The organism is Rhizobium ecuadorense (assembly GCF_001187535.1).
Classification (GTDB): Bacteria; Pseudomonadota; Alphaproteobacteria; order Rhizobiales; family Rhizobiaceae; genus Rhizobium; species Rhizobium ecuadorense.
Genome location: NZ_LFIO01001733.1, coordinates 96561 through 119618 on the forward strand (window position 1 = coordinate 96561; position 23058 = coordinate 119618).

At 62.1% G+C, this 23058-nt stretch carries 18 protein-coding genes and 2 pseudogenes; 13 read left to right on the forward strand and 7 right to left on the reverse strand.

The genetic code is table 11. From position 1 onward, the window contains the following. Window positions 1-2: 2 nt before the first annotated feature. The 3 genes from AF337_RS33690 to speB form a co-directional block, all read right to left on the reverse strand. Window positions 3-1385 carry an aspartate aminotransferase family protein gene (locus AF337_RS33690; protein ID WP_049735453.1) on the reverse strand — a complete coding sequence of 461 codons (1383 nt, stop codon included), beginning with the start codon at window positions 1383-1385 and terminating at the stop codon, window positions 3-5. A 122-nt stretch (window positions 1386-1507) separates the two neighbouring features. Then, window positions 1508-2350, reverse strand: a complete 843-nt coding sequence (locus AF337_RS33695; RefSeq protein WP_049735454.1) for a lysine/arginine/ornithine ABC transporter substrate-binding protein — start codon at window positions 2348-2350, stop codon at window positions 1508-1510. A 75-nt stretch (window positions 2351-2425) separates the two neighbouring features. Continuing rightward, complete coding sequence (gene speB, locus AF337_RS33700; protein ID WP_049735455.1) at window positions 2426-3472, reverse strand: agmatinase; 1047 nt, start codon at window positions 3470-3472, stop codon at window positions 2426-2428. Between the two features lie 151 nt (window positions 3473-3623). Here speB and AF337_RS33705 point away from each other — a divergent pair, with 151 nt between their 5' ends. The 6 genes from AF337_RS33705 to AF337_RS33730 all read left to right on the forward strand — a co-directional run bounded on the left by AF337_RS33705 (window position 3624) and on the right by AF337_RS33730 (window position 10803). Beyond that, window positions 3624-4349 carry a GntR family transcriptional regulator gene (locus tag AF337_RS33705; protein WP_049735456.1) on the forward strand — a complete coding sequence of 242 codons (726 nt, stop codon included), beginning with the start codon at window positions 3624-3626 and terminating at the stop codon, window positions 4347-4349. A gap of 32 nt (window positions 4350-4381) precedes the next feature. Continuing rightward, window positions 4382-5107 carry an ABC transporter permease gene (locus tag AF337_RS33710; protein WP_049735457.1) on the forward strand — a complete coding sequence of 242 codons (726 nt, stop codon included), beginning with the start codon at window positions 4382-4384 and terminating at the stop codon, window positions 5105-5107. Continuing rightward, window positions 5107-5805 (forward strand): ABC transporter permease, encoded by a 699-nt coding sequence (locus AF337_RS33715; RefSeq protein WP_049735458.1) that lies wholly within the window; start codon window positions 5107-5109, stop codon window positions 5803-5805. The genes AF337_RS33710 and AF337_RS33715 overlap by 1 nt, the downstream gene beginning before the upstream one ends. A 12-nt stretch (window positions 5806-5817) precedes the next feature. Beyond that, complete coding sequence (locus AF337_RS33720) at window positions 5818-6621, forward strand: ABC transporter ATP-binding protein (protein WP_049735459.1); 804 nt, start codon at window positions 5818-5820, stop codon at window positions 6619-6621. Between the two features lie 182 nt (window positions 6622-6803). Beyond that, the gene (locus AF337_RS33725; protein WP_049735460.1) at window positions 6804-10049 is read left to right on the forward strand and encodes an adenylate/guanylate cyclase domain-containing protein; all 3246 of its coding nucleotides are present in this window, start codon (window positions 6804-6806) and stop codon (window positions 10047-10049) included. A 73-nt stretch (window positions 10050-10122) separates the two neighbouring features. After that, a complete protein-coding gene (locus AF337_RS33730) occupies window positions 10123-10803 on the forward strand; it encodes a peroxiredoxin-like family protein (protein ID WP_049735461.1) in 681 nt (226 codons plus the stop codon). A gap of 38 nt (window positions 10804-10841) precedes the next feature. Here the strand turns inward: AF337_RS33730 and AF337_RS33735 are convergent, their stop codons facing one another. Further along, the gene (locus AF337_RS33735; RefSeq protein WP_049735623.1) at window positions 10842-11747 is read right to left on the reverse strand and encodes a LysR substrate-binding domain-containing protein; all 906 of its coding nucleotides are present in this window, start codon (window positions 11745-11747) and stop codon (window positions 10842-10844) included. Window positions 11748-11850: 103 nt separating this feature from the next. Between AF337_RS33735 and AF337_RS33740 the strand changes: the two genes are divergently transcribed. From AF337_RS33740 to plsY, 5 genes and pseudogenes are all read left to right on the forward strand, one after another. Next, entirely contained in the window at window positions 11851-12594 is a 744-nt protein-coding gene (locus tag AF337_RS33740; RefSeq protein WP_049735462.1) for an SDR family oxidoreductase, read from the forward strand. A 2-nt stretch (window positions 12595-12596) separates the two neighbouring features. Continuing rightward, on the forward strand, window positions 12597-13301 hold the full coding sequence (locus AF337_RS33745; protein WP_049735463.1) for a cupin domain-containing protein: 705 nt from the start codon (window positions 12597-12599) through the stop codon (window positions 13299-13301). Next, entirely contained in the window at window positions 13298-14401 is a 1104-nt protein-coding gene (locus AF337_RS33750; protein WP_049735464.1) for a flavin monoamine oxidase family protein, read from the forward strand. The genes AF337_RS33745 and AF337_RS33750 overlap by 4 nt, the downstream gene beginning before the upstream one ends. Then, window positions 14398-15605: pseudogene (locus AF337_RS33755) on the forward strand (MFS transporter). The gene AF337_RS33750 and the pseudogene AF337_RS33755 overlap by 4 nt, the downstream one beginning before the upstream one ends. A 40-nt stretch (window positions 15606-15645) precedes the next feature. Then, window positions 15646-16305 carry a glycerol-3-phosphate 1-O-acyltransferase PlsY gene (gene plsY, locus AF337_RS33760; protein WP_049735465.1) on the forward strand — a complete coding sequence of 220 codons (660 nt, stop codon included), beginning with the start codon at window positions 15646-15648 and terminating at the stop codon, window positions 16303-16305. 48 nt (window positions 16306-16353) lie between these two features. Here plsY and AF337_RS33765 read toward each other — a convergent pair whose 3' ends face one another. Further along, window positions 16354-17265, reverse strand: a complete 912-nt coding sequence (locus AF337_RS33765; protein ID WP_049735624.1) for an agmatinase — start codon at window positions 17263-17265, stop codon at window positions 16354-16356. A 196-nt stretch (window positions 17266-17461) separates the two neighbouring features. Between AF337_RS33765 and AF337_RS41300 the strand changes: the two are divergent. Beyond that, window positions 17462-17668, forward strand: a pseudogene (locus tag AF337_RS41300) (GNAT family N-acetyltransferase); the annotation flags it as partial. A 33-nt stretch (window positions 17669-17701) separates the two neighbouring features. Here the strand turns inward: AF337_RS41300 and AF337_RS33770 are convergent. Beyond that, window positions 17702-20545 carry a M16 family metallopeptidase gene (locus tag AF337_RS33770; protein ID WP_049735625.1) on the reverse strand — a complete coding sequence of 948 codons (2844 nt, stop codon included), beginning with the start codon at window positions 20543-20545 and terminating at the stop codon, window positions 17702-17704. Between the two features lie 196 nt (window positions 20546-20741). Here AF337_RS33770 and AF337_RS33775 point away from each other — a divergent pair, with 196 nt between their 5' ends. Then, a complete protein-coding gene (locus tag AF337_RS33775) occupies window positions 20742-21722 on the forward strand; it encodes a substrate-binding domain-containing protein (protein WP_049735466.1) in 981 nt (326 codons plus the stop codon). Window positions 21723-21792: 70 nt separating this feature from the next. On the opposite strand, the gene AF337_RS33780 is transcribed toward AF337_RS33775, so the two are convergent. Next, window positions 21793-23058 carry an ABC transporter substrate-binding protein gene (locus AF337_RS33780; protein ID WP_049735467.1) on the reverse strand — a complete coding sequence of 422 codons (1266 nt, stop codon included), beginning with the start codon at window positions 23056-23058 and terminating at the stop codon, window positions 21793-21795.

A 23058-nucleotide genomic window follows, 5' to 3' on the forward strand; every position in this document is an offset into this window, starting at 1 on the left:
GCTCAGTAGAGGCCGGTTGCCCTCGCCCACGTATAGGTATCATCCAACGCACGGGTGGAGCGGTCGAACAAATCGTGGATCTGTGCCTCGGTGATGATAAGCGGCGGGCAAAGCGAGTAGTTGTCGCCAAGGGCGCGCGTGATGACGCCGTGCACCTGGGCCTGCTTGCCTGCGTAAATGGCAATGCCGTCCCCTGGCTTGAACTGCTCTTTCGTTTCCTTGTTGCGAACCAGTTCGAGAGTCCCGATGAGCCCGCGACCGCGGGCGTTACCGACGAGCGGATGCTCGCCAAGTTCGTTCAATCGCCGCTGGAATACCGGGGCGACGTCCCTGACGTGGCCGACAATGTCGCGCTCCTCATAGATTTTCAAGGTTTCCAAAGCGACGGCGGTCGCAACAGGATGGCCGCTATAGGTGAAACCATGGCCGAATGTTCCAATTTTCTCGCTCTCGGCAACGACAGCGGAATGGATCTTTTCATTGATCATCAGGGCGGAAATCGGCTGGTAGGCTGCCGAAAGCTGCTTTGCCATGACGATCATATCCGGCTGAAGCCCGAAGCTTTCCGAGCCGAACATCGTGCCGAGCCTGCCAAAGCCGCAGATGACTTCGTCGGCGATCAGCAGCACGTCATATTTCTTGAGGATCGCCTGGATCTTCTCGTAATAGGTCGGTGGCGGAACGATACAGCCGCCGGATGCCATCAAGGGCTCGGCGAAGAATGCGCCGATGGTTTCCGGTCCCTCGTCGAGGATCATCTGTTCAAGCGCGTTGGCACAGCGCGTCGCAAATTCCTCCTCCGTTTCGCCCGGGCGGCCATAGCGATAAAACTCCGGGCAATCGGTATGCAGCACCCGATCAATCGGCAGATCGAAATCGCGGTGATTGTTCGGCAACCCGGTCAGGCTCGCCGAAGCAATGGTCACGCCGTGGTAAGCCCGCATGCGTGAGATGATCTTCTTCTTTTCCGGCCTGCCGATGGCATTGTGATAGTACCAGACAAGCTTCATGGCCGTGTCGTTGGCCTCGGAACCCGAATTGGCGAAGAATACTTTCGACATCGGAACCGGTGAAAGCTGAATGAGCCGTTCGGCAAGCTCGACCGCTGTCTCATGCGTTTTGCCGCCGAAGCTGTGATAGAAGGGCAGCTCTTTCATCTGGCGGGTCGCCGCGTCTACCAGACGTTGTTCGCTAAAGCCGAGCGACGCGCAGAACAGCCCGCCAAGACCTTCGATGTATTTGTTGCCTTCGCTGTCCACGATATGGATCCCCTCGCCTCTGGTGATCACCAGCGGGCCGTCCTTCAGATGCTGCGAAGCGTTGGTATAGGGATGAAGAACAAACGCAGCGTCGCGGGATTCGACGGAGTTGAGAAGGATGGTCACAGAGGTTCTCCAAATGTGGGTCTATTTCAATGGCGGCGCCTGGCGAAGCTGCGCCGGTCAGCCGGTGCGACCTACTCGGTACACCGGCTGCCAATTGCTGCCGAGGGAGCTTTGCCGCTTAATCAATCAAGGGATGTTTTGATCCACTTCTGCGCCAGCTTGTTGATCGTGCCGTCGGCTTCCGCCGCTTCGATCGCCGCGTCGAACATCGACTTCAACACCGTATCGTCCTTACGGATGCCTGCCGCGATCCCCTGTCCAAAGACTCCGCCTTTGAAGGTCGGGCCGGCGATCTTGTAGTCTTTGAAGTCGTCCTTGCCGAGCGTTGCAGTCAACGAGGTTTTCTGGGCAACGACGGCGTCGATTCGACCGGCCTGGAGGTCCAGATCATGCTGCTCGACGGTCTTGTATTCTCTTGGATCGACAACACCCTTGAAATAGGTGTCGAGAAAGGCTGCGTTCGCCGTCGATACCTGGGCGCCCACGGCCTTGCCTTTGAGGGCGTCCCGAAGCGGCTGCAATTCCTGCTCGACCTTCGCCTTATCAGCGGCGAGGTCAACCGTCGTCCCCGTCCCCGGCAGATCGGCGAGAGGGCCGGTTTTCTCGACCATGAAGGCGGCGGCGGTCGGGGCATAGGGCTTGCTGAAGGAGATGACCGCAAGGCGCTTTTCGGTCACGATCATCGAGGCCATGATGGCATCGAACTTCTTGGCATTGAGCGATGGAATGAGCCCGTCCCAGTCTTGGGCGACGATGGTGCATTTCACCTTCATGCGGGCGCAAAGGTCATTGGCGAGATCGATCTCGAACCCGGCGAGCTTGCCGTCGGGACCGGTAAAATTCCAGGGCTCGTATGCGCCCTCGGTCGCAATGGTGATTTCGGTTGGCTTCGTCTGCGCAGCGGCAGCGCCGACCGAGATGACGCCGATGAGGGCGGACGTCAGCAAAAGTTTTGATACTCGCATGTCTTATTCCCCTTTTTTGGTGCGCCCTGCCCTTTTCCCGAGCAAGGCGGTTGCAGACTCCGCGACGTCCATTTGCTAGGACGCGCGAACCTTGATTGCCTCGGCCGCAAGGCAGAGGAGTTCGAACAAAACCTGAGCGGCAATTTGCGCCGTATTCGACGTCGGGTCGTATTGCGGAGCGATCTCGACAACGTCGCCGCCGACAATGTTCAAGCCGATAAGACCACGCAGAATGCCTAGCGCCTGGGCCGAGGTCAGGCCGCCGACTTCGGGCGTTCCTGTGCCTGGCGCAAATGCGGGATCGAGAGAATCGACGTCGAAGCTGACATAGGTCGGTCCCGTTCCGACGATCTCTCTCGCCTTGGCGATGACGGCGCTGATGCCGAGATCGCCGACCTCTTCCGCATGAATGACGGTCATGCCGGACGCGTACGAGAATTCCCACAGATATTCGGAATTGCCGCGAATTCCGATCTGGATCGTCCGCCTGGGATCAAGCACACCGTCCAGAACCGCCTGGCGAAAGGGTCCGCCATGGTGGAATTTGCATCCTTCGAACGAACCGCCCGTGTCGCAATGGGCGTCGATGTGGATCATCCCCACAGGACGATCCCTGCCAACGGCCCTGAGGATGGGAAGGCCGACCGAGTGGTCGCCGCCGACGGCCAAGGGCACGACCCCCGCCCTTATCAAGTCGCCGACAAATTCCTCGATATCGTCATGGGATGCGGCAAGATCGAAGCGGCTTTTGAACGGGACATCGCCGACATCAGCGACACGTGCATGGGCAGTCGGGACGGTCCGCAAGACATGATCGTAAGGGCCAACCCGGTCGACATTGCGTACGGCTCGTGGCCCGAACCGCGCACCAGATCGGTTTGTCACCCCGAGATCCATCGGAATACCGAAAAGCGCGATATCCACATCAGCAAAATTGGGGGCAGCGTCCGGACAATACGGGGCCTTCAGCAATGTCGGGACGCCGCAGTAAGGCGCCTGGCGACGATCGCCCTCGCCGAAGACCAGGTCGGCCACCTTGCGAAACTCCGGATCGAACATCTCCCCGCCTGAAGCGTTCGAAAAGCGCTCTCGCAGCTCGTCCAGACTGAGAATCTCCGGCATTGGACCTCCAGATGTTGAGACCAGATCGCGGGTGGCTTTTGAAAGCCGGCGAAAAGACGATTGATTGTTGTAGCCAAGATTGTATACATAATCGTATTCCGCTTGATCGAGCAAGAGGGAAAAAGTTATGGTGTCGTTCACCGAGGGGTGAATGGACCAGAGACGGAAGGGGAATCGATTGGCACCGACAAAAACGGAACAGCGGGGATCACTGCGTGAGAGCACCTATTCGCAATTGAAGGACCTGATCCTCACCGGCCAACTTCGCCCCTCCGAGCGGCTTTCGGAAGTGACGCTCGCCAAGCGCTTCGGCGTCAGCCGAACACCGCTGCGTGAAGCGCTGATGAAGCTGGAAGAAGAAGGGCTTATCGTCGGTCAGCGGAATTTCGGTTATACGGTGACCGATCTCGACGTCACCAAGTTCTGCAATCTGCTGGTCGTTCGCGAAGCGCTCGACGTTTGCGCGGCGCAACTCGCCTGCGAGGTGGCGAGCGAAGAAGACCTCGACCGGCTCCGAGACGTCATCGCCCAGATGGTTGAACTGAAGGATACGACGAACAAGACGCCGTCTGACGCGGCCCGCAACCTGGATCTTGGACTATACATCCATCGGGTCATCGTGGAATCGACCCGAAACGAGGCCCTCGTGAGGGTGACGGATCAAGTTTATCAGCAGCTTCGCCTGGCTCTTTGGCTCGAAGTTCTCTGGGTGGACCTGGAGCACACGGATCTCGACGAACACCGGGCGATCGCAGACGCCATCTGTGCACGCGACCGGGAGGCGGCGGCCGCCGCAGCAAGAGCGCATGTGCAAAGCTCGCTCAAAAACATGTCGAAGCTCCAGCGCATCTGGGCGCATCGGCGCGCAGCCGACTGACGCAACTCCGATCTTTCACCAAGAGGCCCCGCATGGCACCTATCGACAGTTACCTGGCTCTCGTCGGCTTCGGGCAGACGGGGTGGGGTTGGCTCCTTCTCACTGCAGCCGCCATGACAATCGGCGTATCCGTCTGCGGTTTTCTGGCCGGAACGGTGATCGGTACGATGATCACCTTCATGCAATTGTCCCGCCATATGGCCATTCGCTGGCTTGCGGACTGTTACACCACCGTTCTGCGCGGCGTTCCGGACCTTCTGGTCATCTATCTTTTCTATTTCGGCGGCAGCGCATTCCTGGGATCCGTCGGCGGGCTGTTCGGCTATCAAGGGTTCATCGGAATGCCGGCGTTTCTAACCGGAACCCTGGCGCTCGGCGTGGTGTCGGCGGCCTATCAGGCTGAGGTATTTCGCGGAGCCTACAGATCGGTTGCACGCGGCGAAATCGAAGCCGCCAGCGCCGTCGGCATGCGGCCATGGCCGAAATTCAGGCGCATCGTCGCCCCGCTCGTCCTGCGTTACGCTATTCCGGGTCTCGGAAACACCTGGCAACTGGTGCTGAAGGAATCGGCATTGGTCTCCGTCACGGGTCTCGTCGAACTCCTGCGCCAATCGCAAATTGCTGCCGGATCGACCCGTCGGCCCTTCGAGTTCTACCTGATGGCGGTTGTTCTCTATCTTGTCATCACCTGGTTCTCGTCAATCCTGTTCAGACGCATGGAAGCTCGAACCACCCAGGGCATAAGGGGGGCGTTGTAATGGATACGGGCTTCCTGTGGGATACGTTTCTCACGCTTCTGAGCGGTTTGCCGCTAACCCTTGAGCTTGCCGTTACATCAATCTTGGCAGGAAGCATCCTGGCGCTTGCGATCTCGCTCCTGGCCGTCACAGGCGGCGCAGCGGGTCGAACCGTCACCAATGCTTACGTCTTCGTGTTCAGAGGGTCGCCCCTGCTCGTCCAGATGTTCCTGATCTACTATGGCCTTGGCCAATTCCGGCATGAGCTGCAGGACCTCGGCGTCTGGGGGTTCTTTCGCGAACCCTACTGGTGCGCGGTGCTGGCGCTCACTTTGAACACCGCCGCCTATTGCAGCGAGATTTTCCGTGGCGGCCTGCGGGCCGTCTCCATTCAGGAAATCGAGGCGGCGCGCGCCTGTGGCATGTCGGGCATTCTCTTGTTCAGACGGATCATTCTGCCGATTGCCATCAGGCATGCGCTGCCTGCTTATGGCAACGAGATCATCCTGATGATCAAAGCAACGGCACTCGCGTCTGTCATCACGATCATGGAAGTCACCGGCCTGGCTGGAAAATTGATCGCCGACAGCTTCCGCGCTTTCGAGATCTTCGTCGTCGCAGGCGCGCTCTACCTTACGATCATTTTCGTCGTCACACGGATACTCATGATGGTCGATTTCTGGCTTTCGCCTCATACGCGTATGCGGCTGCAATCTTAAACGGGAGTGCGCATGTCTGACAGGGGAACAGTTTTGGCCAGCGACAACAAAGACAAAAGCGCTGCCGTTTCGGTCAAGGATCTTCGCAAATGCTTTGGCCCATTGGAAGTCTTGAAGGGAGTCTCTCTCGAAGCACATGAAGGAGAGGTAGTTTCCATTCTCGGTTCATCCGGCTCCGGAAAATCGACGATGCTCAGATGTCTCAATATGCTCGAAGTCCCCGACAGCGGAGAAATTCGCATCGGCGGCGAGATGTATGCTCTGAAGAAAGCCGGGCATAGAACCGAGCCGGCTGACCGCAGGCAAGTCGACCGGATGCGCGAACACATCGGCATGGTATTCCAGAGTTTCAACCTTTGGTCGCATATGACCATCCTGGAGAACGTGATCGAAGCGCCGGTACACGTGCAGAAACGCAACCGCGCGGAATGTATCGCGGAAGCTGAGGCTCTGCTCGAACGTGTCGGTATCGCGGACAAGCGAAACTTTTATCCCGCGCACCTGTCCGGCGGGCAGCAGCAACGAGCCGCGATCGCTCGCGCACTTGCACAGCGGCCGAGGGTAATGCTGTTTGACGAACCGACCTCCGCGCTTGATCCCGAACTTGTCGGCGAAGTGCTCAAGGTCATGCGTTCTCTTGCTGAGGAAGGCAGGACCATGCTTGTTGTAACCCATGAAATGGCCTTCGCGCGGGACGTGTCCAGCAAAGTGGTGTTTCTTCACAAGGGTGTCGTCGAAGAAACGGGGGCACCTGCCGAGCTTTTCACGCATCCGAAATCTGAACGATTTCGGCAGTTTCTTGCGGGGACGAGGTGACGTCGTTTGACCTCCGGCGCGGATCTCAGGGAGACCGGGGATTCTGACGGAGATCGTCGTTCCGCCCGCCTGTTTGATGCTTGCGGGCACGGAGCAACAGGTTCATGCTAGCCCTCAGTTTTGAGGCCCGCCGGTGCGGCCGGGATAGCCGCCACATATCGGGCTTTCGTGGGACGCGTGCGATGGAGTGCGCCGGCTGCGGTTTCGATATTCAGAGCGGTTTTGCCTTCTGCCCGCGGTGCGGGGCAAGGCAGCCCCTCTCCTGCGCCGCTTGCGGCAATCCCTGTCAGCCCGATTTTGCCTTTTGCCCCAAATGCGGCGCGTCGATCTCGGGCAAAGCCCAGCCTGCGCCGAAGCCAAGCATCGAGGTGATACCGCACCAATCAGACAGCGATGCTGACCGGCGGCCGGTGACGGTGCTCTTTGCCGATCTCTGCGGCTTCACGACGCTGAGCGAGCAGATCGACCCCGAAATCATGCGGGTGCTGCAGAACGAATTGTTCGAAGAGATGACGCAGGCGGTCGAGGCTTATGGCGGCTTCGTCGACAAGTTCGTCGGCGATGCGCTGCTGGCGCTGTTCGGTGCGCCGGTTGCCCATGAGGACGATCCGGTCCGGGCGCTCAGTGCCGCGCTCGATATGATCCGTCGGGCGACCGAGGTCGGCGAGCGCTGGCAGCCCCGCGCCGGCGTGCCGTTGCGTCTGCATATCGGCATCAATAGCGGACCTGTCGTCACCGGCGGTTTCGGCGCGGTCAGCACCAAATCCTATTCGGTCACCGGCGACACGGTGAACACCGCCCAGCGGCTGCAGTCGATGGCCGGAGAAAACGATATCCTCGTCGGGCCGCTGACCTATCGCCTCACCCGCCATGCCTTTGCCTTCGACAGTCTCGGCGCGCAGACGCTGCGCGGCAAAAGCGGAAACGTCCTAGTCCATCGGCTGGCAGGGTTGCTGGAAGCGCCGCATACGGCGCGCGGTCTCGAAAGTTTCGGCCTTCAGGCACCGATGATCGGACGGGATGCCGAGTTGTCGCGGCTGCTGACCTGCCTCGATCTCGCCTGCGGCGGCGCGGCACAACTCGTCCGCCTGATCGGCGAAGCCGGGATCGGTAAATCGCGGCTGGTCGCCGAATTCGTCGGAACCGCCGGCGACGCGGGCCGTTTCCCGGGCCTTGCCATCCGCAAAGCCACCTGCTCTCCGCTCGGCGAACAGTCCTATGGCACGCTCGCCGCAGTCGTGCGCAGCGCTTACGGCATCGGCGAGCGGGATGATCTCGACAGGACGCGGCAACTGCTGACAACCGGATTCCGCGCTCTCGATCTCAGCCAAGAGGATGTCGAGGGGCTTCTGCCGCTCTTTCTGCATGTGCTCGGCCTCGGCGATCCCGATGGGGCGTTACGGCACATCGAGCCGGAACAGTTGCGGCGGCAGATCTTTTATGCGGTGCGCACCGTCTTCGAGCGGCGGCTGGCGCAAGGCCCTCTGCTGCTCGTCATCGAGGATCTGCACTGGGCGGACGCCGCCTCGCTGGAAGTGCTCCGCTTCATGATGGATCGGCTGGAACGCAGCCGGCTGATGCTGCTTACGATCTACCGGCCGACATCGCAGACCGACCCGCTGAACTCCGATCGCGTCAACGTCACCGTGCAACGTCTTGACCCGCTGTTTGCGGCCGATGGGCAGAAGCTGCTCGCTGCCTTTTTTGGCGAGGGTCATGGCAAGCTGCCGGTCGCGATGCGCAAACGCATCCTCGACCGCGCCGGCGGCAATCCGCTTTTCATCGAAGAAATCCTTCGCGGATTGATCGACATGGGCACGCTGCACCATGACGGCCACCGCTGGCATGTCGCGGCCGACGACACCGATGTCGATATCCCGGTCAATCTGCAGGCGCTGTTGCTTGCCCGCGTCGATCGCCTGCCGCAGGAGATCAGACGCTTGGCGCAGGAGGCGGCGGTCGTCGGGCCGAAGTTCGACACCGCCCTGCTCCGCACCGTCACTTCCGACCCGGCCGCCGTCGATGCGGCGCTGGATTATCTCTGCGATGCCAATATCATCGAGGAATTGCGCGGGCCGGATGCCGGCGGGTCGCCGGGCTATCGCTTCAGCCAGACGCTGATGCACGACGTCATCTACCATAATCTGCTGCTGCAGCGGCGCATGGAGCTTCATTTCAGGATCGGCCGGGTTCTGGAACGCCAATACGGCGCGGCGCCCGACAGGGCCGAGCATCTGACGCAGCTCGGCCATCACTTCAGCCTGACCACCGAAAAGGCCAAGGGCGCCGGCTATCTGATGGCGGCGGGCGATCTGGCGCGCAAGACCTACGCCAATGACGATGCCATGCGCCTCTACCATCAGGCCCTTGCCGCCTTCGCAGACGCGCCGGAGGTAACGCCGGAGCAACTGGCGCTGATGGAGCGTCTTGGCGATCTCTGCGGTCCCGCCGGCCGGCGCGATGCCGCCCTGAGCCATTATCAGCGGGCGCTGGCGATCCACCGCACCAAAGACGATCGGATCGCCGCGGCAAGGATCCTGCGAAAGACCGGCCGCCTGCATCTCGACGCGGGGCGCCGCGACCAGGCGGAGACCCATTGCGCCGCGGCCGAAGCGTTGATCGCGACGATCGATGCGCCGGTCGAACACGCGCATCTCCTGCAGGAGCGCGGCCATCTGGCCTTCCGCATGGGCGACCAGGCCGCCGCCGCGGAGTGGGCGACACAGGCGCTGCAACGCCTGCAGACGCTGCCGGTAGACGGAACAACCGAGGCCGGGCGGGAGGCCGCGCGCGCGATGGCCGAGGCGCTGAACACCAAGGGTGCGGCGCTGGCGCGGCTCGGGCGCCGCCGCGATGCCGTACAGGAAGTCGAGCGCAGTCTTTCGGTCGCCGAGAAGGCCGATCTGCAGAGTGCGGCGTGCCGCGCCTATTCCAATCTCGGCGTTCTCTACACCATCGTCGATCCAGCCAACGCCATCAAGATCTGCCGGCGCGGGCTGGAGGTCGCCACCCGGATCGGCGATCTCGGCTTCCAGGCACGCCTTCTCGCCAATCTCGCGGTGTCCTGCTGCACCTTTACCGATCGCTGCGCGGCCGAGGGTGTGCCGGCGGCGGAGAAGGCCGTGGAAATCGACCGGGCGCTCGATCAACGCGACCATCTGTCCGTGCCGTTGATCGTCCTCGGGCAGATTCATCAATGCCACGGGCAGCCGAAGCTAGCTCGTAAGTATTACGAGGAAGCCCTTGAGGTTGCGAAGGAAATTGACGAACCGCAACTGCTCTTTCCGTGCTATGATGGCTTGGCGACACTGAGCCTCGAACATGACGACATGGACGAGGCGGAACGGTATTTCACGCTGGCGCAGGATGTGTGCATCCGCCACAACCTCGATCCAGGCACACTCGTCGTTTTGCCGTTTCTCGACTGACCTTCCTCATGGTGCAAACTTCTGAAGATCGGTTAGTCCAATCAAGTCAGATAGATAAAGGGAGGAACTAAACATGCAGGAGAACCACTCGGAAAGACCATTACAGCCTGGAGATCGCGCGCCGAACGTGGTGCTGGATGCGATTACCCGCCAGGGCAAGATCGCCATCGACGATTTCCGCGGCCAGAAACCGGTGTTCGTCGGGTTGTTCCGCGGACTGCATTGCCCCTTCTGCCGCCGGCAGATCGCCGCCATGGCCGAACTCACCGATGCATTGCAGGAAAAAGGCATCGACAGCCTGACTGTCGTGAATACCCCAATCGAGCGCGCCCGCCTCTATTTCCGCTATCATCCGCTTCCCAATCTGCTGGCGGCCTCCGACCCGGAACGGGTATCGCACAGGGCCTTCGGCCTGCCGCAGCTCCAGTTCACCGAAGCCGAGAACGACTGGCCGCATAAGGTCAGCATGAATGCGGTGATGTCGATGCGCGTCGATATGCCGGGCGAGCTTCCAGAGCCCATGAACCCAATGGCGGCGATGGAATTTCTCGACAAGGCGGATGACTATGAATTCACCGAGGACGATAAGCAGATGATCGCTACCGGCGAAGGCCAGCTTGTTGGCGAATTCCTGCTCGATCGGGACGGCGTCATCCGCTGGTGTTTCACCGAGGTCGAGGAGGCCGGCCGTCATATGTTCGGCGTTCCCGCGCCTCGGGAAGTGATGTCGGCAGCGTCGAATATGGCTGTTTGACGCCAGCGATCTTGCGTTCAGGGATCACTCCTCGGGACTTATCCCTGACGCGAGGCCAGCCAATCGTGAAAAGCTGCGACCTCCTGCCGTCGCAGCGCCTTTGGCGCTGCGACGATGTAATACGCGCACTTCACAGGCCAGCGAACATCCGGCAACAGATGGACCAGCCGGCCGCTGTCGAGTTCCTGCGCCACGAGCGCCTTGCGCACGAGGGCGACGCCCCTCGCCGCGACGGCAGCCTGGATCACTGCCGCCGTGGAATTGATCTTCAGCCCGCGGTCTGTCGGAACCTGGTTTGCGCCGGATCTGGCCAGCCATTCCGCCCATGCCGGGAAGTCGCCACCCGGATGCGGCGTGCCGTCATGGATCAGCGTCTGTTCGACGATCCAGCCGGCGGTCACCTCCCGATCCGCCTGGAGCAACCGATTGTGGCAAACCGCGATAATCTCTTCGCTCATGAGGAAGGTCGATTTCACACCCTTCCAGGAACCAAGACCGCAGCGTATGCCGATATCGGCCTCGCCTTGGGCGAGATCGACGACCCTGTCCGACACATCAAGCCGGACATCGATCGCCGGGTAGCTCGTCGAGAAGTCGTCCAATCTTGCCAGCAGCCAGTTGGCAACCAGCGCCTGGGACGCCGTGACCACCACGACCGACCGGGCTTTCCTGCCGCGAAGCTTCCTCAGCCCGGTTTCGAGAAGATCGAGCCCTTCGGCGATGTCATCCAGCGCGTCCTTCGCCTCGTCGACAGGCGTCAGCCTTTCGGCGCCGGAACGGCCTCTTCGAAACAGCGGATAGCCGACCCAATCCTCCAGCGACCGGACCAGCTGGCCGACGGCAGGAGGCGTGACATCCAGCTCGGCTGCCGCTCCGACGAAGCTGCCATGTCTCGCGGAAGCCTCCAGCGCCTGCAGCGACTTCAATCTGGTCAGGTCTCTCATCTCACCCACGACAAAGTTTTTCTTTCTTTGCGGTATGGCCGGTTTTCCTCGCCAAAGCAATCTCCTGCGCTACCCTGGAGCAAAGACGAGAGGTTTGCGAGTGATGTTTCAGGGAAAGACGGCGTTGATCACAGGCGGCTCGAGCGGGATCGGTCTCGCGGCGGCAAGGCAATTGCGCGATGGCGGCGCGCGGGTGGCGATTACCGGTCGATCGCAGGAAAAGCTCGATCGCGCCGTGGATGATTTGGGCGGCGGTGTCGTGGCGATCCGTGCCGACATGTCCTTACTGGACGATCTGAAGCGCATACGAACGGAGCTTCAGGATGCGTTCGGGGCGCTGGACATTCTTTTCGCAAATGCCGGCGTGGCGCTCGGCACGCCGCTCGCGACCGCGGAGGAAGAGACCTACGACAAGATCATGGATGCGAACGTGAAGGGCGTCTTCTTCACGGTGCAGGCTGTCCTGCCGCTGATGCGCGAGGGCGGTTCGATCATTCTCAACACCTCCTGGCTGAACCAGGTCGGCACGCCTGGACGGGCGGTCCTTTCCGCTTCCAAGGCGGCCGTTCGCTCCTTCGCGCGGACGATGTCGGCCGAACTGATCGACCGGAAGATCCGGGTGAACGCCGTCAGCCCCGGCTCGATCGAGACACCCATTCACCGCGGAAAGAACCAGACCGAGGAAGAGTTCCGCGCCTATGCCGAGCGGGTCGGCGCACAGGTGCCGATAGGGCGCTTGGGCAGGCCGGAGGAGATCGCCGCCGCTGTCTGCTTCCTTGCCAGCGATACGTCGAGCTATATGCTCGGTGCGGAGATCGTCGTCGATGGCGGCAGATCGGAACTTTGACCATGTTGCTCAACGACGACCTCTCCCAGCGCGCCCTCGTCCATGCCGGGCGGCTCGAATGGATGCCGAGCCCCACGAAAGGCGTGGATCGGCGTATGCTGTTTCGCATCGGCGGTGAAAAAGCCCGCGCCACCTCGATCGTGCGCTATGCGGCGGGCAGCCGGTTCCCGCATCACGAACATCCGGGCGGCGAAGAGTTCTTCGTTCTGGACGGCGTCTTTCAGGATGAGAGCGGCGATTTCCCCACCGGCAGCTACGTTCGAAATCCTCCCGGAACGGGGCATGCACCCGGAAGTGCGGACGGATGCGTGATCCTCGTCAAGCTCTGGCAATTCAAGCAAGGCGACCGGGAACGGATCGTCCGCCTGCCCGGCGAGGGCGGGAGCGGCGGCCTCGGCGACGCAGCCACGTCGGCAACGACCCTCTTCGATGGAGCGGACGAGCGTGTGATGCTCGAGGACTGGCAGGCGCATGCCGACATCGAATTCGCCAACCCGCGAGGACTTGAACTCCTGGTGATCGACGGCTGCCTGACCCAGGCGGGCGACACACTTGAACGCTGGAGCTGGTTGCGCCTTCCCGCGGGACAAGCATTCCGCGCACGGGTGGGAGATCGTGGCGCAAAGGTCTGGTACAAGTCGGCCCCTCTCCTTCACGACGAAGTCTGCAGCTTCGACCAGGCAGACGATGGAGGACAGGCGAGATGAAAGCATGCAGAGTAGCCGTCGTCGGTGCCGGCCTTGCCGGTCTTTATGCGGCACGCGCGCTCCACGCTTCGGGTGTCGATGTGATCGTTCTCGAAGCGCGGGATCGGCTGGGCGGCCGCATTCTGACGGCAGATGAAACCGGCTTGCCGGCGGAAGACGGCTTCGACCTCGGCCCGTCCTGGTATTGGCCGCAGATGCAGCCGCCGATGGAGACGCTGATCGGCGAACTGGGCCTCCATTGCTTCGCGCAGAACAGCGAGGGCGATGTGATCATCGAAAGGATGTCCCGGGAGAGGCCGCAGCGCTATCAGCCCACGATGGTGGAGCAGCAGTCGATGCGGCTTTCCGGCGGCACGGCATCGGCCGTGCGCGCATTGGCGTGCGACATACCCGCCGGCCGGGTCCTCCGCGATACGGCGGTGACGGCGATGGCCCTGTCCGACACGGGGATCGAGCTGACGGTTAAAAGCGGCCAGGGAAATTTCGAGATCTTCCAGGCGGAGCAGGTTGTGGCCGCCCTCCCGCCCCGGCTGCTGGAAGCGACCGTAAGCTTCAGTCCGGAACAGGATCCCGGCACCGTTGCCCGGTGGCGCGATACCGCCACGTGGATGGCTCCGCACGCCAAGTTCTTCGCCGTCTACGACGAAGCCTTCTGGCGAACGGCCGGGTTATCAGGCACCGCGCAGAGCATGGTGGGACCGCTGGTGGAAATCCATGACGCGACGACCGCCTCGGGCAAGGCCGCCCTTTTCGGCTTCCCAGGTGTCGGCGCCGATCAGCGCGCAGCACTCGGCGAAGAGATGTTGAAACAAGCCTGCCTGGCACAGCTCTCCAAATTGTTCGGTCCCGCCGCTCTCAAGCCTCGGGCTGTTCTGTTGAAGGACTGGGCAGCCGATCCGCTGACAGCCACCGCCGCCGATCGTATCGGTGGCGGCCATCCGCTGCCGGGGAATTCGCAATGGGTGTCTGGCTTGTGGAAGGACCGCCTCATCCTGGCCGGCAGCGAGACAAGCCCTTCCGAACCTGGTTATCTCGCCGGGGCAGTCGTCGCTGCCGGTCGCGCGGTCGCCGACATCCTGTCGAAGATGGATTCCAGATGAACGTCATGCATCAAACCTCGGCCGACCCGGCAGCCGCAAAGCGCAACTCCTGGGTGCTCACCGTTGCGCAGGCCTTCGGTGGCGCCAACGCTCCGATCATCATCTCGCTCGGCGGTCTGGTCGGACAGCATCTGTCGACCGATCCCGATCTGGTCACGCTTCCTGTCAGCCTTCTCAGCCTTGGGCTGGCACTCGGGACCCTGCCTGCCGCCTGGGTGATGCGTCGGTTCGGACGCAAGCCCGGATATCTGCTGGGCTCGGTGATCGGCATGGTTTCCGGCCTGATCGCTGCGCTGGGGATCGTGCTCTCCAGCTTTCCGGTCTTCTGTCTCGGCACCTGCCTCGCAGGCTTCTATTCCTCTTACGTCCAGAGCTATCGGTTCGCCGCGACCGACAACGCCACCGCGGCGCAGAGCCATAAGGCGATCGCCCGTGTCATGGTTGGCGGCCTGATCGCCGCAATCATCGGGCCGCAACTCGTCATCTGGACGCGCGACGCGCTGCCGGGGACTCCCTTCGCCGGGAGCTTCCTCAGCCAGGCGTTTCTCGCTGCCCTGGCGTTTCCGGTGCTGCTCATGCTTCGCACATCGACGCCGCCGACGGCTGATGCATCGGCAAGCACCCCGGAGCGGCCCCTTGCCCAGATACTGACATCGCCGCGCTATCTCCTCGCCATCGCAACCGGCGTTGTGTCCTACGGGCTGATGACCTTCGTGATGACCGCGTCGCCGATCGCGATGGTCGGGCATGGTCATTCGATCGACCAGGCGGCATTGGGCATCCAATGGCATATCCTCGCCATGTATGCCCCGAGCTTCGTCACCGGCCGGCTGATGGTGCGCTTCGGCAAGGAGCGGGTCGCGGCCGTCGGTCTCCTCCTCATCGGCAGTTCGGCGGCCGTCGCGCTCGCCGGCTTCGATATTTCCCATTTCTGGCTTTCGCTGGTTCTGCTCGGGATCGGCTGGAACTTCGGCTTCATCGGTGCGACCGCCATGGTGGCCGACTGCCATACGCCGGCGGAACGCAGCAAGTGCAGGGTGCAAACGACTTCGTGGTCTTTGGTACGGTCGCCTGCGCCTCCTTCTCCGCCGGATCGCTTCTCCACAGCTCCGGCTGGGAGACAATCAACTGGATCGTGCTTCCGGCGGTCGCCCTGGTGCTGGTGCCGCTGGTCTGGCGGGCGGCGCGGCCCATCGCGATATAGGCGGACGCTCTTCAAAACATAGATCGTCGAGGTGACACACATGGTTTTCTGGATAGCGGCTACGGTTGGATTGGCGATCGCCTATCTCTTCGGTTCCATACCCACGGGCTATCTGGCGGGCAAATTGCTCAAGGGCATAGATATCCGGGAGCATGGCTCCAAATCCACCGGAGCAACGAACGTATTGCGAACGCTCGGCAAATGGCCGGCGTCGATGGTGTTTCTGGTCGATGTGCAGAAAGGCGTGGGAGCAATCGTCTTTGCCCGCTGGTTTTACCCCTGGCTCTCGCCAGTCTCGTCAGGCACGGCGCCGATGGCGGCGGATCTGCAAAGCTCGGCGTCCTGGGCTGTCTGCCTGGCGGGACTTGCCGTGTTGTTAGGGCATAGCCGGTCGGTCTGGCTCAATTTTGCCGGAGGCAAGTCGGTTGCGACAGGGCTCGGCGTGTTGCTGGCGATGTCATGGCCCGTGGGTTTGGGGGCGGCAACGGTTTTCGCCGTTGCGCTGGCTATCTCCCGGATTGTTTCCCTGAGTTCCATGCTGGCGGCGTTGGCGGCCATGGCCCTGGTCTTTTGTCTGGAGCAACCGCTTCCCTACCGATTGCTGGTGATCGCAGGCGGCGTTTACGTGATTGTGCGCCACCGCGCCAATGTTCGGCGGCTGCTGGCCGGGACAGAGCCGCGTCTGGGCAATACCGCCTAAATCGAAAGCACAACGAAATCGTGAACGGCTCGCAACAAGAAGCTGGATTCATGCCTGCCGGACGATGGCGCCGATCGCATTGACGAGAAGCCGCGCGGCGGTGAGCGCCGACAGGCCATCAATGTCGGCGGGAGGATAGAGTTCGACAAGGTCGAATCCCGCAATCCTCGCCCGCTTGCCGAGGCCGGCGATCAGGTCGATCACCTCAGTGTAGGTGAGGCCACCAGGGGTACGCGCCGCCACACCCGGCATGATGCCGGGATCGATGCTGTCGCAATCAAGGGTGACGACGACCTGCGCTCCTTCCGGAATATGCTGGAGGGCGGCGCCGACGCCTTGGCCATGAACCTCGCGAGCGGTGACGAAACGGCTGCCATAGCGCTGCGCCGCTTCGATCTCGGTGGTGCGGGCGCTGCCGACGCTGCGCAGGCCGACTTGCACCATGCCGGCGACATGCGGCATCTCGCTCGCCCGGCGCATCGGGCTTGAATAGCCGTGGTGTTCGCCATGGACCTCGTCGCGCCAGTCGATATGGGCGTCGATCTGCAGCACCCAGACCGGCCCTTGCGCCGCAAAGCCGGCCAGGAAGGGAATGGTCACGGAACAATCGCCGCCGAGCAGGATCGGTATGGCCGGCAATGCCAGGATCTCAAGCGTCTTCGCCTCGATCCGGGCCCGGTTGCCGATATTGTCGTGCATGGTGGTCTCGACGTCGCCGGCATCGATGCATGAGATCGCTTTGCCGCCGAACAGCGGCCCGCCGAGATCAAAATCCCAGTGCTCGACGAGCGGGGCATCGTCCTGGCTTGCAGCACGGATGGCGCCGGCGGCCAAGGCATGACCGCTGCTGTCCTTGCCGGGATAGTTGCTGCCATGGGCGGCAGCGAAAATCACCGCGCGGGGCAAACGCCCATCGGCGAGGCGATTGGGAAGGCCGAGAAACGAAGACGAGGCGGTCATTTCCTGAAGTTCCTGCATTCGATCCCGACCTGTTTAGTCCCTTTGGAAATTTTTGAGAACTTTTTGGGAGGGCTTAATTACGGCGCTCGCCATATCCCGCGGAATTCATCCTCTTGAGCCGAAGGGTTCTAGGGTCCCGAAAACATGCGGCCTGACGCGGACATCGGCTGGGCTATCTCGACGGGCGGATTCTCGAACAGCTCTCTGCACCCATCCCGATTTCCAAGGGCGAGGCCTGGGTACCCTGCTCTTCCGCTTCGTTGCCGGCGAAATCGCATCCGGCGGCGACACGGCCTATCTGCATGCCCGTGCGGCAAACACGTCCGCCATTTCCCTCTACCGAGCGCTCGGCTTCACGCTGCGCTCGGAGATGAATATGTGCCTGGTCAAACGCCGTTCCTGAGCGATCACACGACGGCGCCGGGGGGCAAAGCGGCTATCTTACCGCCGCCGGCAGCACTTCGAACTTCCAGAATCTTTCCGGGCTGAAATAAGTCTTGGCAAAGGCGCGGATATCGTCGGCGGTGACCCTTTCGTAGCCGCTGAGATTGTCGCGTATCCGGTCTAAACGGCGCGAATCCGTCTGAGCGCCGCGCAGATATTCGATCCAGTATTCGTTGCTCTGCCGCTGATGTTTCAGCGTCTCGATGATCGGTCCCCGGGCGCGGGCGAACTCGTCTGGAGAGACATCCTGCGACCGCAGGTTATTGGCGATCTCGTCGACAAGTGCGTAGAAGCGCGCGATCTTTGCCGGCTCCGTCTCGACGTAGAAAAATGCGTAGCCATAGCCGGGGATTTCCGGTGACAGGTTCGCGTCACCCTCCAGGACATAACTTGCGCCTTCCGCAATACGAAACTGGTCGATCAGCCTGTTCTGGAAAATCTGGGTGGCGATATTGGCGGTGAAGGACCGCGGCAGATCGGAGAGCAAATCGCCGATCGGAGCCCCGAAGGCGGCGGCAGCGTTATCCGCCCTGCCGCTATGGGTCAGCAAAACGGGTGTCTTGCTCGCCGCGGGAAAACGCACGTCACCCCAATCCTTGCTCAGCGCTGCCTCCGGCCGCGGCGGCAAAGCGCCAAAGGTTTCAGCTGTTATCCGGATAGCGTCGTCCACCGTGACGTCGCCGACGATGGTGACATCGATCGGGCCGTCGGAAACCACAGGCCTGAACACCGCCTCGAAATCTTCCGGCTTGGCGGCGGACAATTGGGCGCGATCGGGGAAGGTCCAGCGCGGATCGCCGGAATGCACGAGACCTCCGAAATCACGGCTGACAACGCCGCCAGGGGTCGCCTGATACTGATCGAGGCCACTCAAATAGGCCTGCTGCACCCGCTTGAATGCCTCAGGGCGGTAGGCGGGATCGGAGGTGTATGCCGTCATCAGCTGCAATTGCGTCGCAAGATCCTCAGTCCGGGTGCGACCGTCGAACTTGAAGGAACCGTCGCCGACCGAGAAGTCGATGCCGACGATGTTGGCCGTCAGCGCTTTCTGGATATCCTGATAGTCCATGGCCTTCACGCCGGACAGCGCGACGGCCGGAGATGCCCAGATCGGAGCGGGACGGTCCTGCGGCAGGTCCAGCCGGCCGTGGCCGATATCTTCGCGCACCAGCACTTCGTTGGCGCGCAGCTTGGTGGGTTTGACGGTAAGGCGCACGCCGTTGGAAAAACGCACCATGGTCAGGCCGAGATCGTCGACGGTGCGGCGTTCGACCACGGCGCCCGGCTCGCCGAAATGGGTGTAGGGCCAGGCGATGTCGGCTGCACTGGATGGCGCCGAGACGGCAACGGCCTTTGAAGCATCATAGGCTTGCCGAACCGCGTCGGCTCCCCCCTGCGGTGATTGGGCTGTCTGCAGCACGACCTGCGGACCGTTGCCGGAGAAAGCATGCCGCAGCGCCTGATTGACCTCGGCCGCCGTGATGCCCTTCGTGATCGTCTCGAACAGCGAAAGGTCTTCGGCGGGCGACGTGAAGACCTGATTGTCATCGACGCTGCTGGCCAGCATGGAAGCGATGTCGGTGGTCGTTCGCGTCGCGGCTCCGGCCGCAGCAGCCTGGAGGAACGAGCGATATTCGAGGATTTCACGATCGATCTCTGCCTGCGCAACGCCGAACTCCTCGATACGCCGCTGTTCCTGGTCGATGGCCGTGAGCGCCGCCTGCCATTTATCCGGCTCGGAATTCGCCACGATCAGGACGATATGTGCGGAATCAAGAAGATCCTGGGAGCCGGCGCCCGCGCTGATGAAAGGGGCATCCGCCTTGCTGGCAATGGTGCTCACCCGGCGTTTGAGCACCAACAGGCCGAGATCTTCGATAAGCTGCGTGCGGCGCTTGGCAAATGTATCAGGCGCGGCGTCATAAGGACGCGTCCAGGCGATCTGTACACTGGTCATGCCGCCGGGAACAGCGAGGACGTCGGCGCTTTCGCCTTTCGTCGCCAATGTGCCAGGATCCGGTTTTACAGGCGTCGGACCTACGGCCGTCCAGTCGCCGAAGTGCTGCCGGACTTGGGCTTCCATGGCAGCCGGGTCGATATCGCCCACCACCATCAACGTTGCCCGATCGGGCCGGTAATTGGCCCGGTAATAATCACGGACGAGGTCCACAGGCGCATTGCTGATAATGTCGGTTTTGCCGATCGGGACGCGGATGGTCGCGCGGCGGCCGGCGAGCAAGGAATTCATGATTCCGAGCCCCGCGCGATATTGCGGCGTATCGCGCAGCCGCTCCTCCGACAGGATGACGCCGCGTTCGCGATCGAAAGCTCCGGCATCAAGGCTCAGTTCGCTTGCCGTCTCCCGCATCAGCATCAGGCCCGTCGAAACCGTGTCGGCATCGACCTCTGGAAGATCGAGTGCGTAGACCGTCTCATCATAAGAGGTATGGGCGTTGGTATCAGGCCCAAAGGCCAGGCCCTTGCGCTGCAGGATGCGGATCATCTCCCCTTCGGGGACATGCGTCGAACCCTTGAAGGCCATGTGCTCGAGAAAATGCGCTAGGCCCTGCTGATTGTCGTTTTCCTCGAGTGAGCCGGAGCCGATGCGAAAGCGGATCGCGGCCTGCCCGGGCGGCGTGGCATTGCGCATGATCGCAAACCGCATGCCGTTGGCAAGTGTGCCGAAATGGACGTTGGAGTCGGCCTGAATGTCGCTTTGCGTCTGTGGCCAGGACGTGGACAGGGTGCCCGCATAAGCCGACGACGCGAAGCTTGCGACAAGAGCGACCGTCGCGAGAAACCGCCAGGCGGCGGAGCATTCCATTTTGTGAGACATTCTTGTCCGGGAGATCAGCATGAAAAGGGTGAAAGGCACTGATGCGACTATTCCACAGGTTGCATTTTTCTTCAACTTCCATGTGTGAATGGACGGAAAGCGAAAACTCTGGCCAGCCGCTTTACGCAATGTCAGACCAATGTCATCGAAGCCTCCTAAGGGATTGCGCCTTATCTGTCACCAGGAGGCGTTTTCGATGGCGACATTGCAGCAGGTCGCATTCCGGGCCGGATGTTCGCTGGCGACGGCAAGCCGGGTTCTCAACCGCAACGGACCGGCGAGCGACCTGATGGTGCGCAAGGTGCGCCGTGCGGCCGCAGAACTCGGCTATCGCCCCGCCGGCCCGTCCGCTGGGCGGCTTGGGCGCCGGCCGGTTATCGGCGTGCTGATTCCAAGCATCACCAATCCGGTCTTTGCCTCGTCGCTGTCGAGCATTCAAAACCGTATGCTGGTGGCGGGCCATGGCGTGTTGATCGCCCAGTCGAATTACGATCCGGCGCGCGAGGCCGATGCCGTCGCGGCACTCCTGAACGACCGGCCGACCGGGCTGATTCTCACTGTCTGCGATCCGTCGACCAGTGAGGCGCTGCTTGCCAGGCTGCCGCCGACCGTGCTGCTCAACAACCTGCCGACCGCGCAGTTTCCGGCGGCCGTCACCGCCGACAATCGCGGCGCGGGCCGCGAGATCGCGACCTTCCTGATCGGGATGGGCCATCGCCGTATTCTCTTTCTTTCCGGCAATTTCGCCGCTTCCGACCGTGCGCGCCTTCGCTACAAGGGCTATCTCGACGCCATGGCCGAGAGCGGGCTGACACCGCTCGATGCCATGCAGATCCCCTTCGTCGGCGGTTATGACCAGCTCGATCTCGGCACAACGATGACCTCACTTGCGCCGACGGCGATCATCGCCTCCAACGACCTTCTGGCGCTCGGCGTCATCGGCGCGCTGAAGCGCGAGGGGCTGTCGGTGCCCAGGGATGTGTCGGTCGCCGGCTTCGACGGCATCGCCATCGGCCGGCTGATCGATCCGCCACTGACGACGATCGAAATGCCGGATGCCAGCATGGGGGCGACGGCCGCCTCGCTGCTGCTCGACATGGCGGAGAATGCCGCCCCTGCCCGCCACCTCGATGTCGCCTATACGCTGCGCCGCGGCGGTACGGTGCGGGCCATCTGAAGCCCTCCGAATCTAGTGAGCCACCGCGTTCGGCGCGGTGGCTCCTGTTCTATTCCTGCTGAGGAAGGCGTCAGCTGCGCGGCAGCATCCCTTCGACATCGGCGGCTGCGTCGTCGAGCGCTTCCTTCGGCTCGGCCGACTGGTCGACGATGCGCGAGAGATTGTCGACGATCGTCTGGGTGACCTTGACGCCGTTCGAGCCGGGGAAGGCATGCCAGGGGATCATGACCGGCATCTGGCTGAGGCCTGCCTGGAACAGCGGGTTCTGCTTGTAGAAGTCACCGAGATATTCGGGCGACTTGGCGGCAAGCTCGTTGTTCGGGACATAACCGGTGCCGGGCACAACGACCGAGGCGCCATAAGGGCCGGCGGCGAATTTGGCGAACTTCCAGGCGGCATCCTGCTTGGCGGCGTCATGCGTCAGGATGACAACGGCGTTGCCGCCGGTGGGAAGATGGCCGTTCACCGGATCGATCAACGGGATCTTGGCGGTGCGCAGATCGAACTTATTGCCGACATTCTTGATGGTGTTGCGCAGCGCGCCTGTGGTCTGGAACTCGAAACCGACCTTGCCCGCCGCGAAAGCCTGTTCGCCGGCGGGCTTCGTGAAGACGGGCATGCCGCCTTCGGTGACCAGACGGTGCAGGACCTCGACGGCCTTCTGACCTTCCGGACCGTTGAAGGCGACCTTGCTTTCGTCGTCGCTCAGCATCTTGCCGCCGGCGCCGAAGAGCAGAGCCGAAAACATCCAGTCGTCGCCCTGCCAGCGGAAATCGATGCCGTCGACGCCGTTGCCGAGCGCCTTGATCTTGCCGCCGAGCGCGATGACCTCATCCCAGGTCTTCGGCGGATTGTCGGGATTGCCGCCGGCCGCCTTCACGAGATCGGCGTTGTAATACATGATCGGGTTGGAGGTGGCGAAAGCGAGACCCACCTGCTTGCCCTTGACCTGGGCGAGCTTGAGGATGGTGTCGGAGAAGCCCTGCTCGGCCATGTTGCCGTCTTTCTTGACGAGCGGGCCAAGGTCGACGGCGACATCGCGTTCGTCGAGCATGCGCAGGCGGTTCAAGCCGATGAAGGTGATATCGGGCATTTCGCTGGTGCCGACCTGGCGAAGGATCGTCTGGATGCCTTCTTCATAGGTCGCCGAGGGGCTGGCGAACTGGATCTTGATATCGGGATTTTCCGCCATGAACTTCTTCGAGATCGTGTCCATCACGTCCTTGAAGAAACCCGGCATCGGGTAATGAACCGTCAGCGTCGTCTCGGCATGCGCGGGAAGCGCGATTGCCATCGATACGGCCGCTGCGGCGAGAAGCTGGGTGATATGTTTCAT

What these genes read in the sequence shown, in the direction of transcription:
- AF337_RS33745 (WP_049735463.1), top strand. Translation starts at nt 12,597, where the DNA reads ATGTTGCTCAACGACGACCTCTCCCAGCGCGCCCTCGTCCATGCCGGG.
- AF337_RS33705 (WP_049735456.1), top strand. Translation starts at nt 3,624, where the DNA reads ATGGACCAGAGACGGAAGGGGAATCGATTGGCACCGACAAAAACGGAA.
- AF337_RS33740 (WP_049735462.1), top strand. Translation starts at nt 11,851, where the DNA reads ATGTTTCAGGGAAAGACGGCGTTGATCACAGGCGGCTCGAGCGGGATC.
- AF337_RS33715 (WP_049735458.1), top strand. Translation starts at nt 5,107, where the DNA reads ATGGATACGGGCTTCCTGTGGGATACGTTTCTCACGCTTCTGAGCGGT.
- AF337_RS33735 (WP_049735623.1), bottom strand. Translation starts at nt 11,747, where the DNA reads ATGAGAGACCTGACCAGATTGAAGTCGCTGCAGGCGCTGGAGGCTTCC.
- speB (WP_049735455.1), bottom strand. Translation starts at nt 3,472, where the DNA reads ATGCCGGAGATTCTCAGTCTGGACGAGCTGCGAGAGCGCTTTTCGAAC.
- AF337_RS33765 (WP_049735624.1), bottom strand. Translation starts at nt 17,265, where the DNA reads ATGACCGCCTCGTCTTCGTTTCTCGGCCTTCCCAATCGCCTCGCCGAT.
- AF337_RS33730 (WP_049735461.1), top strand. Translation starts at nt 10,123, where the DNA reads ATGCAGGAGAACCACTCGGAAAGACCATTACAGCCTGGAGATCGCGCG.
- AF337_RS33695 (WP_049735454.1), bottom strand. Translation starts at nt 2,350, where the DNA reads ATGCGAGTATCAAAACTTTTGCTGACGTCCGCCCTCATCGGCGTCATC.
- AF337_RS33770 (WP_049735625.1), bottom strand. Translation starts at nt 20,545, where the DNA reads ATGTCTCACAAAATGGAATGCTCCGCCGCCTGGCGGTTTCTCGCGACG.
- AF337_RS33710 (WP_049735457.1), top strand. Translation starts at nt 4,382, where the DNA reads ATGGCACCTATCGACAGTTACCTGGCTCTCGTCGGCTTCGGGCAGACG.
- plsY (WP_049735465.1), top strand. Translation starts at nt 15,646, where the DNA reads ATGGTTTTCTGGATAGCGGCTACGGTTGGATTGGCGATCGCCTATCTC.
- AF337_RS33750 (WP_049735464.1), top strand. Translation starts at nt 13,298, where the DNA reads ATGAAAGCATGCAGAGTAGCCGTCGTCGGTGCCGGCCTTGCCGGTCTT.
- AF337_RS33725 (WP_049735460.1), top strand. Translation starts at nt 6,804, where the DNA reads ATGGAGTGCGCCGGCTGCGGTTTCGATATTCAGAGCGGTTTTGCCTTC.
- AF337_RS33780 (WP_049735467.1), bottom strand. Translation starts at nt 23,058, where the DNA reads ATGAAACATATCACCCAGCTTCTCGCCGCAGCGGCCGTATCGATGGCA.
- AF337_RS33720 (WP_049735459.1), top strand. Translation starts at nt 5,818, where the DNA reads ATGTCTGACAGGGGAACAGTTTTGGCCAGCGACAACAAAGACAAAAGC.
- AF337_RS33775 (WP_049735466.1), top strand. Translation starts at nt 20,742, where the DNA reads ATGGCGACATTGCAGCAGGTCGCATTCCGGGCCGGATGTTCGCTGGCG.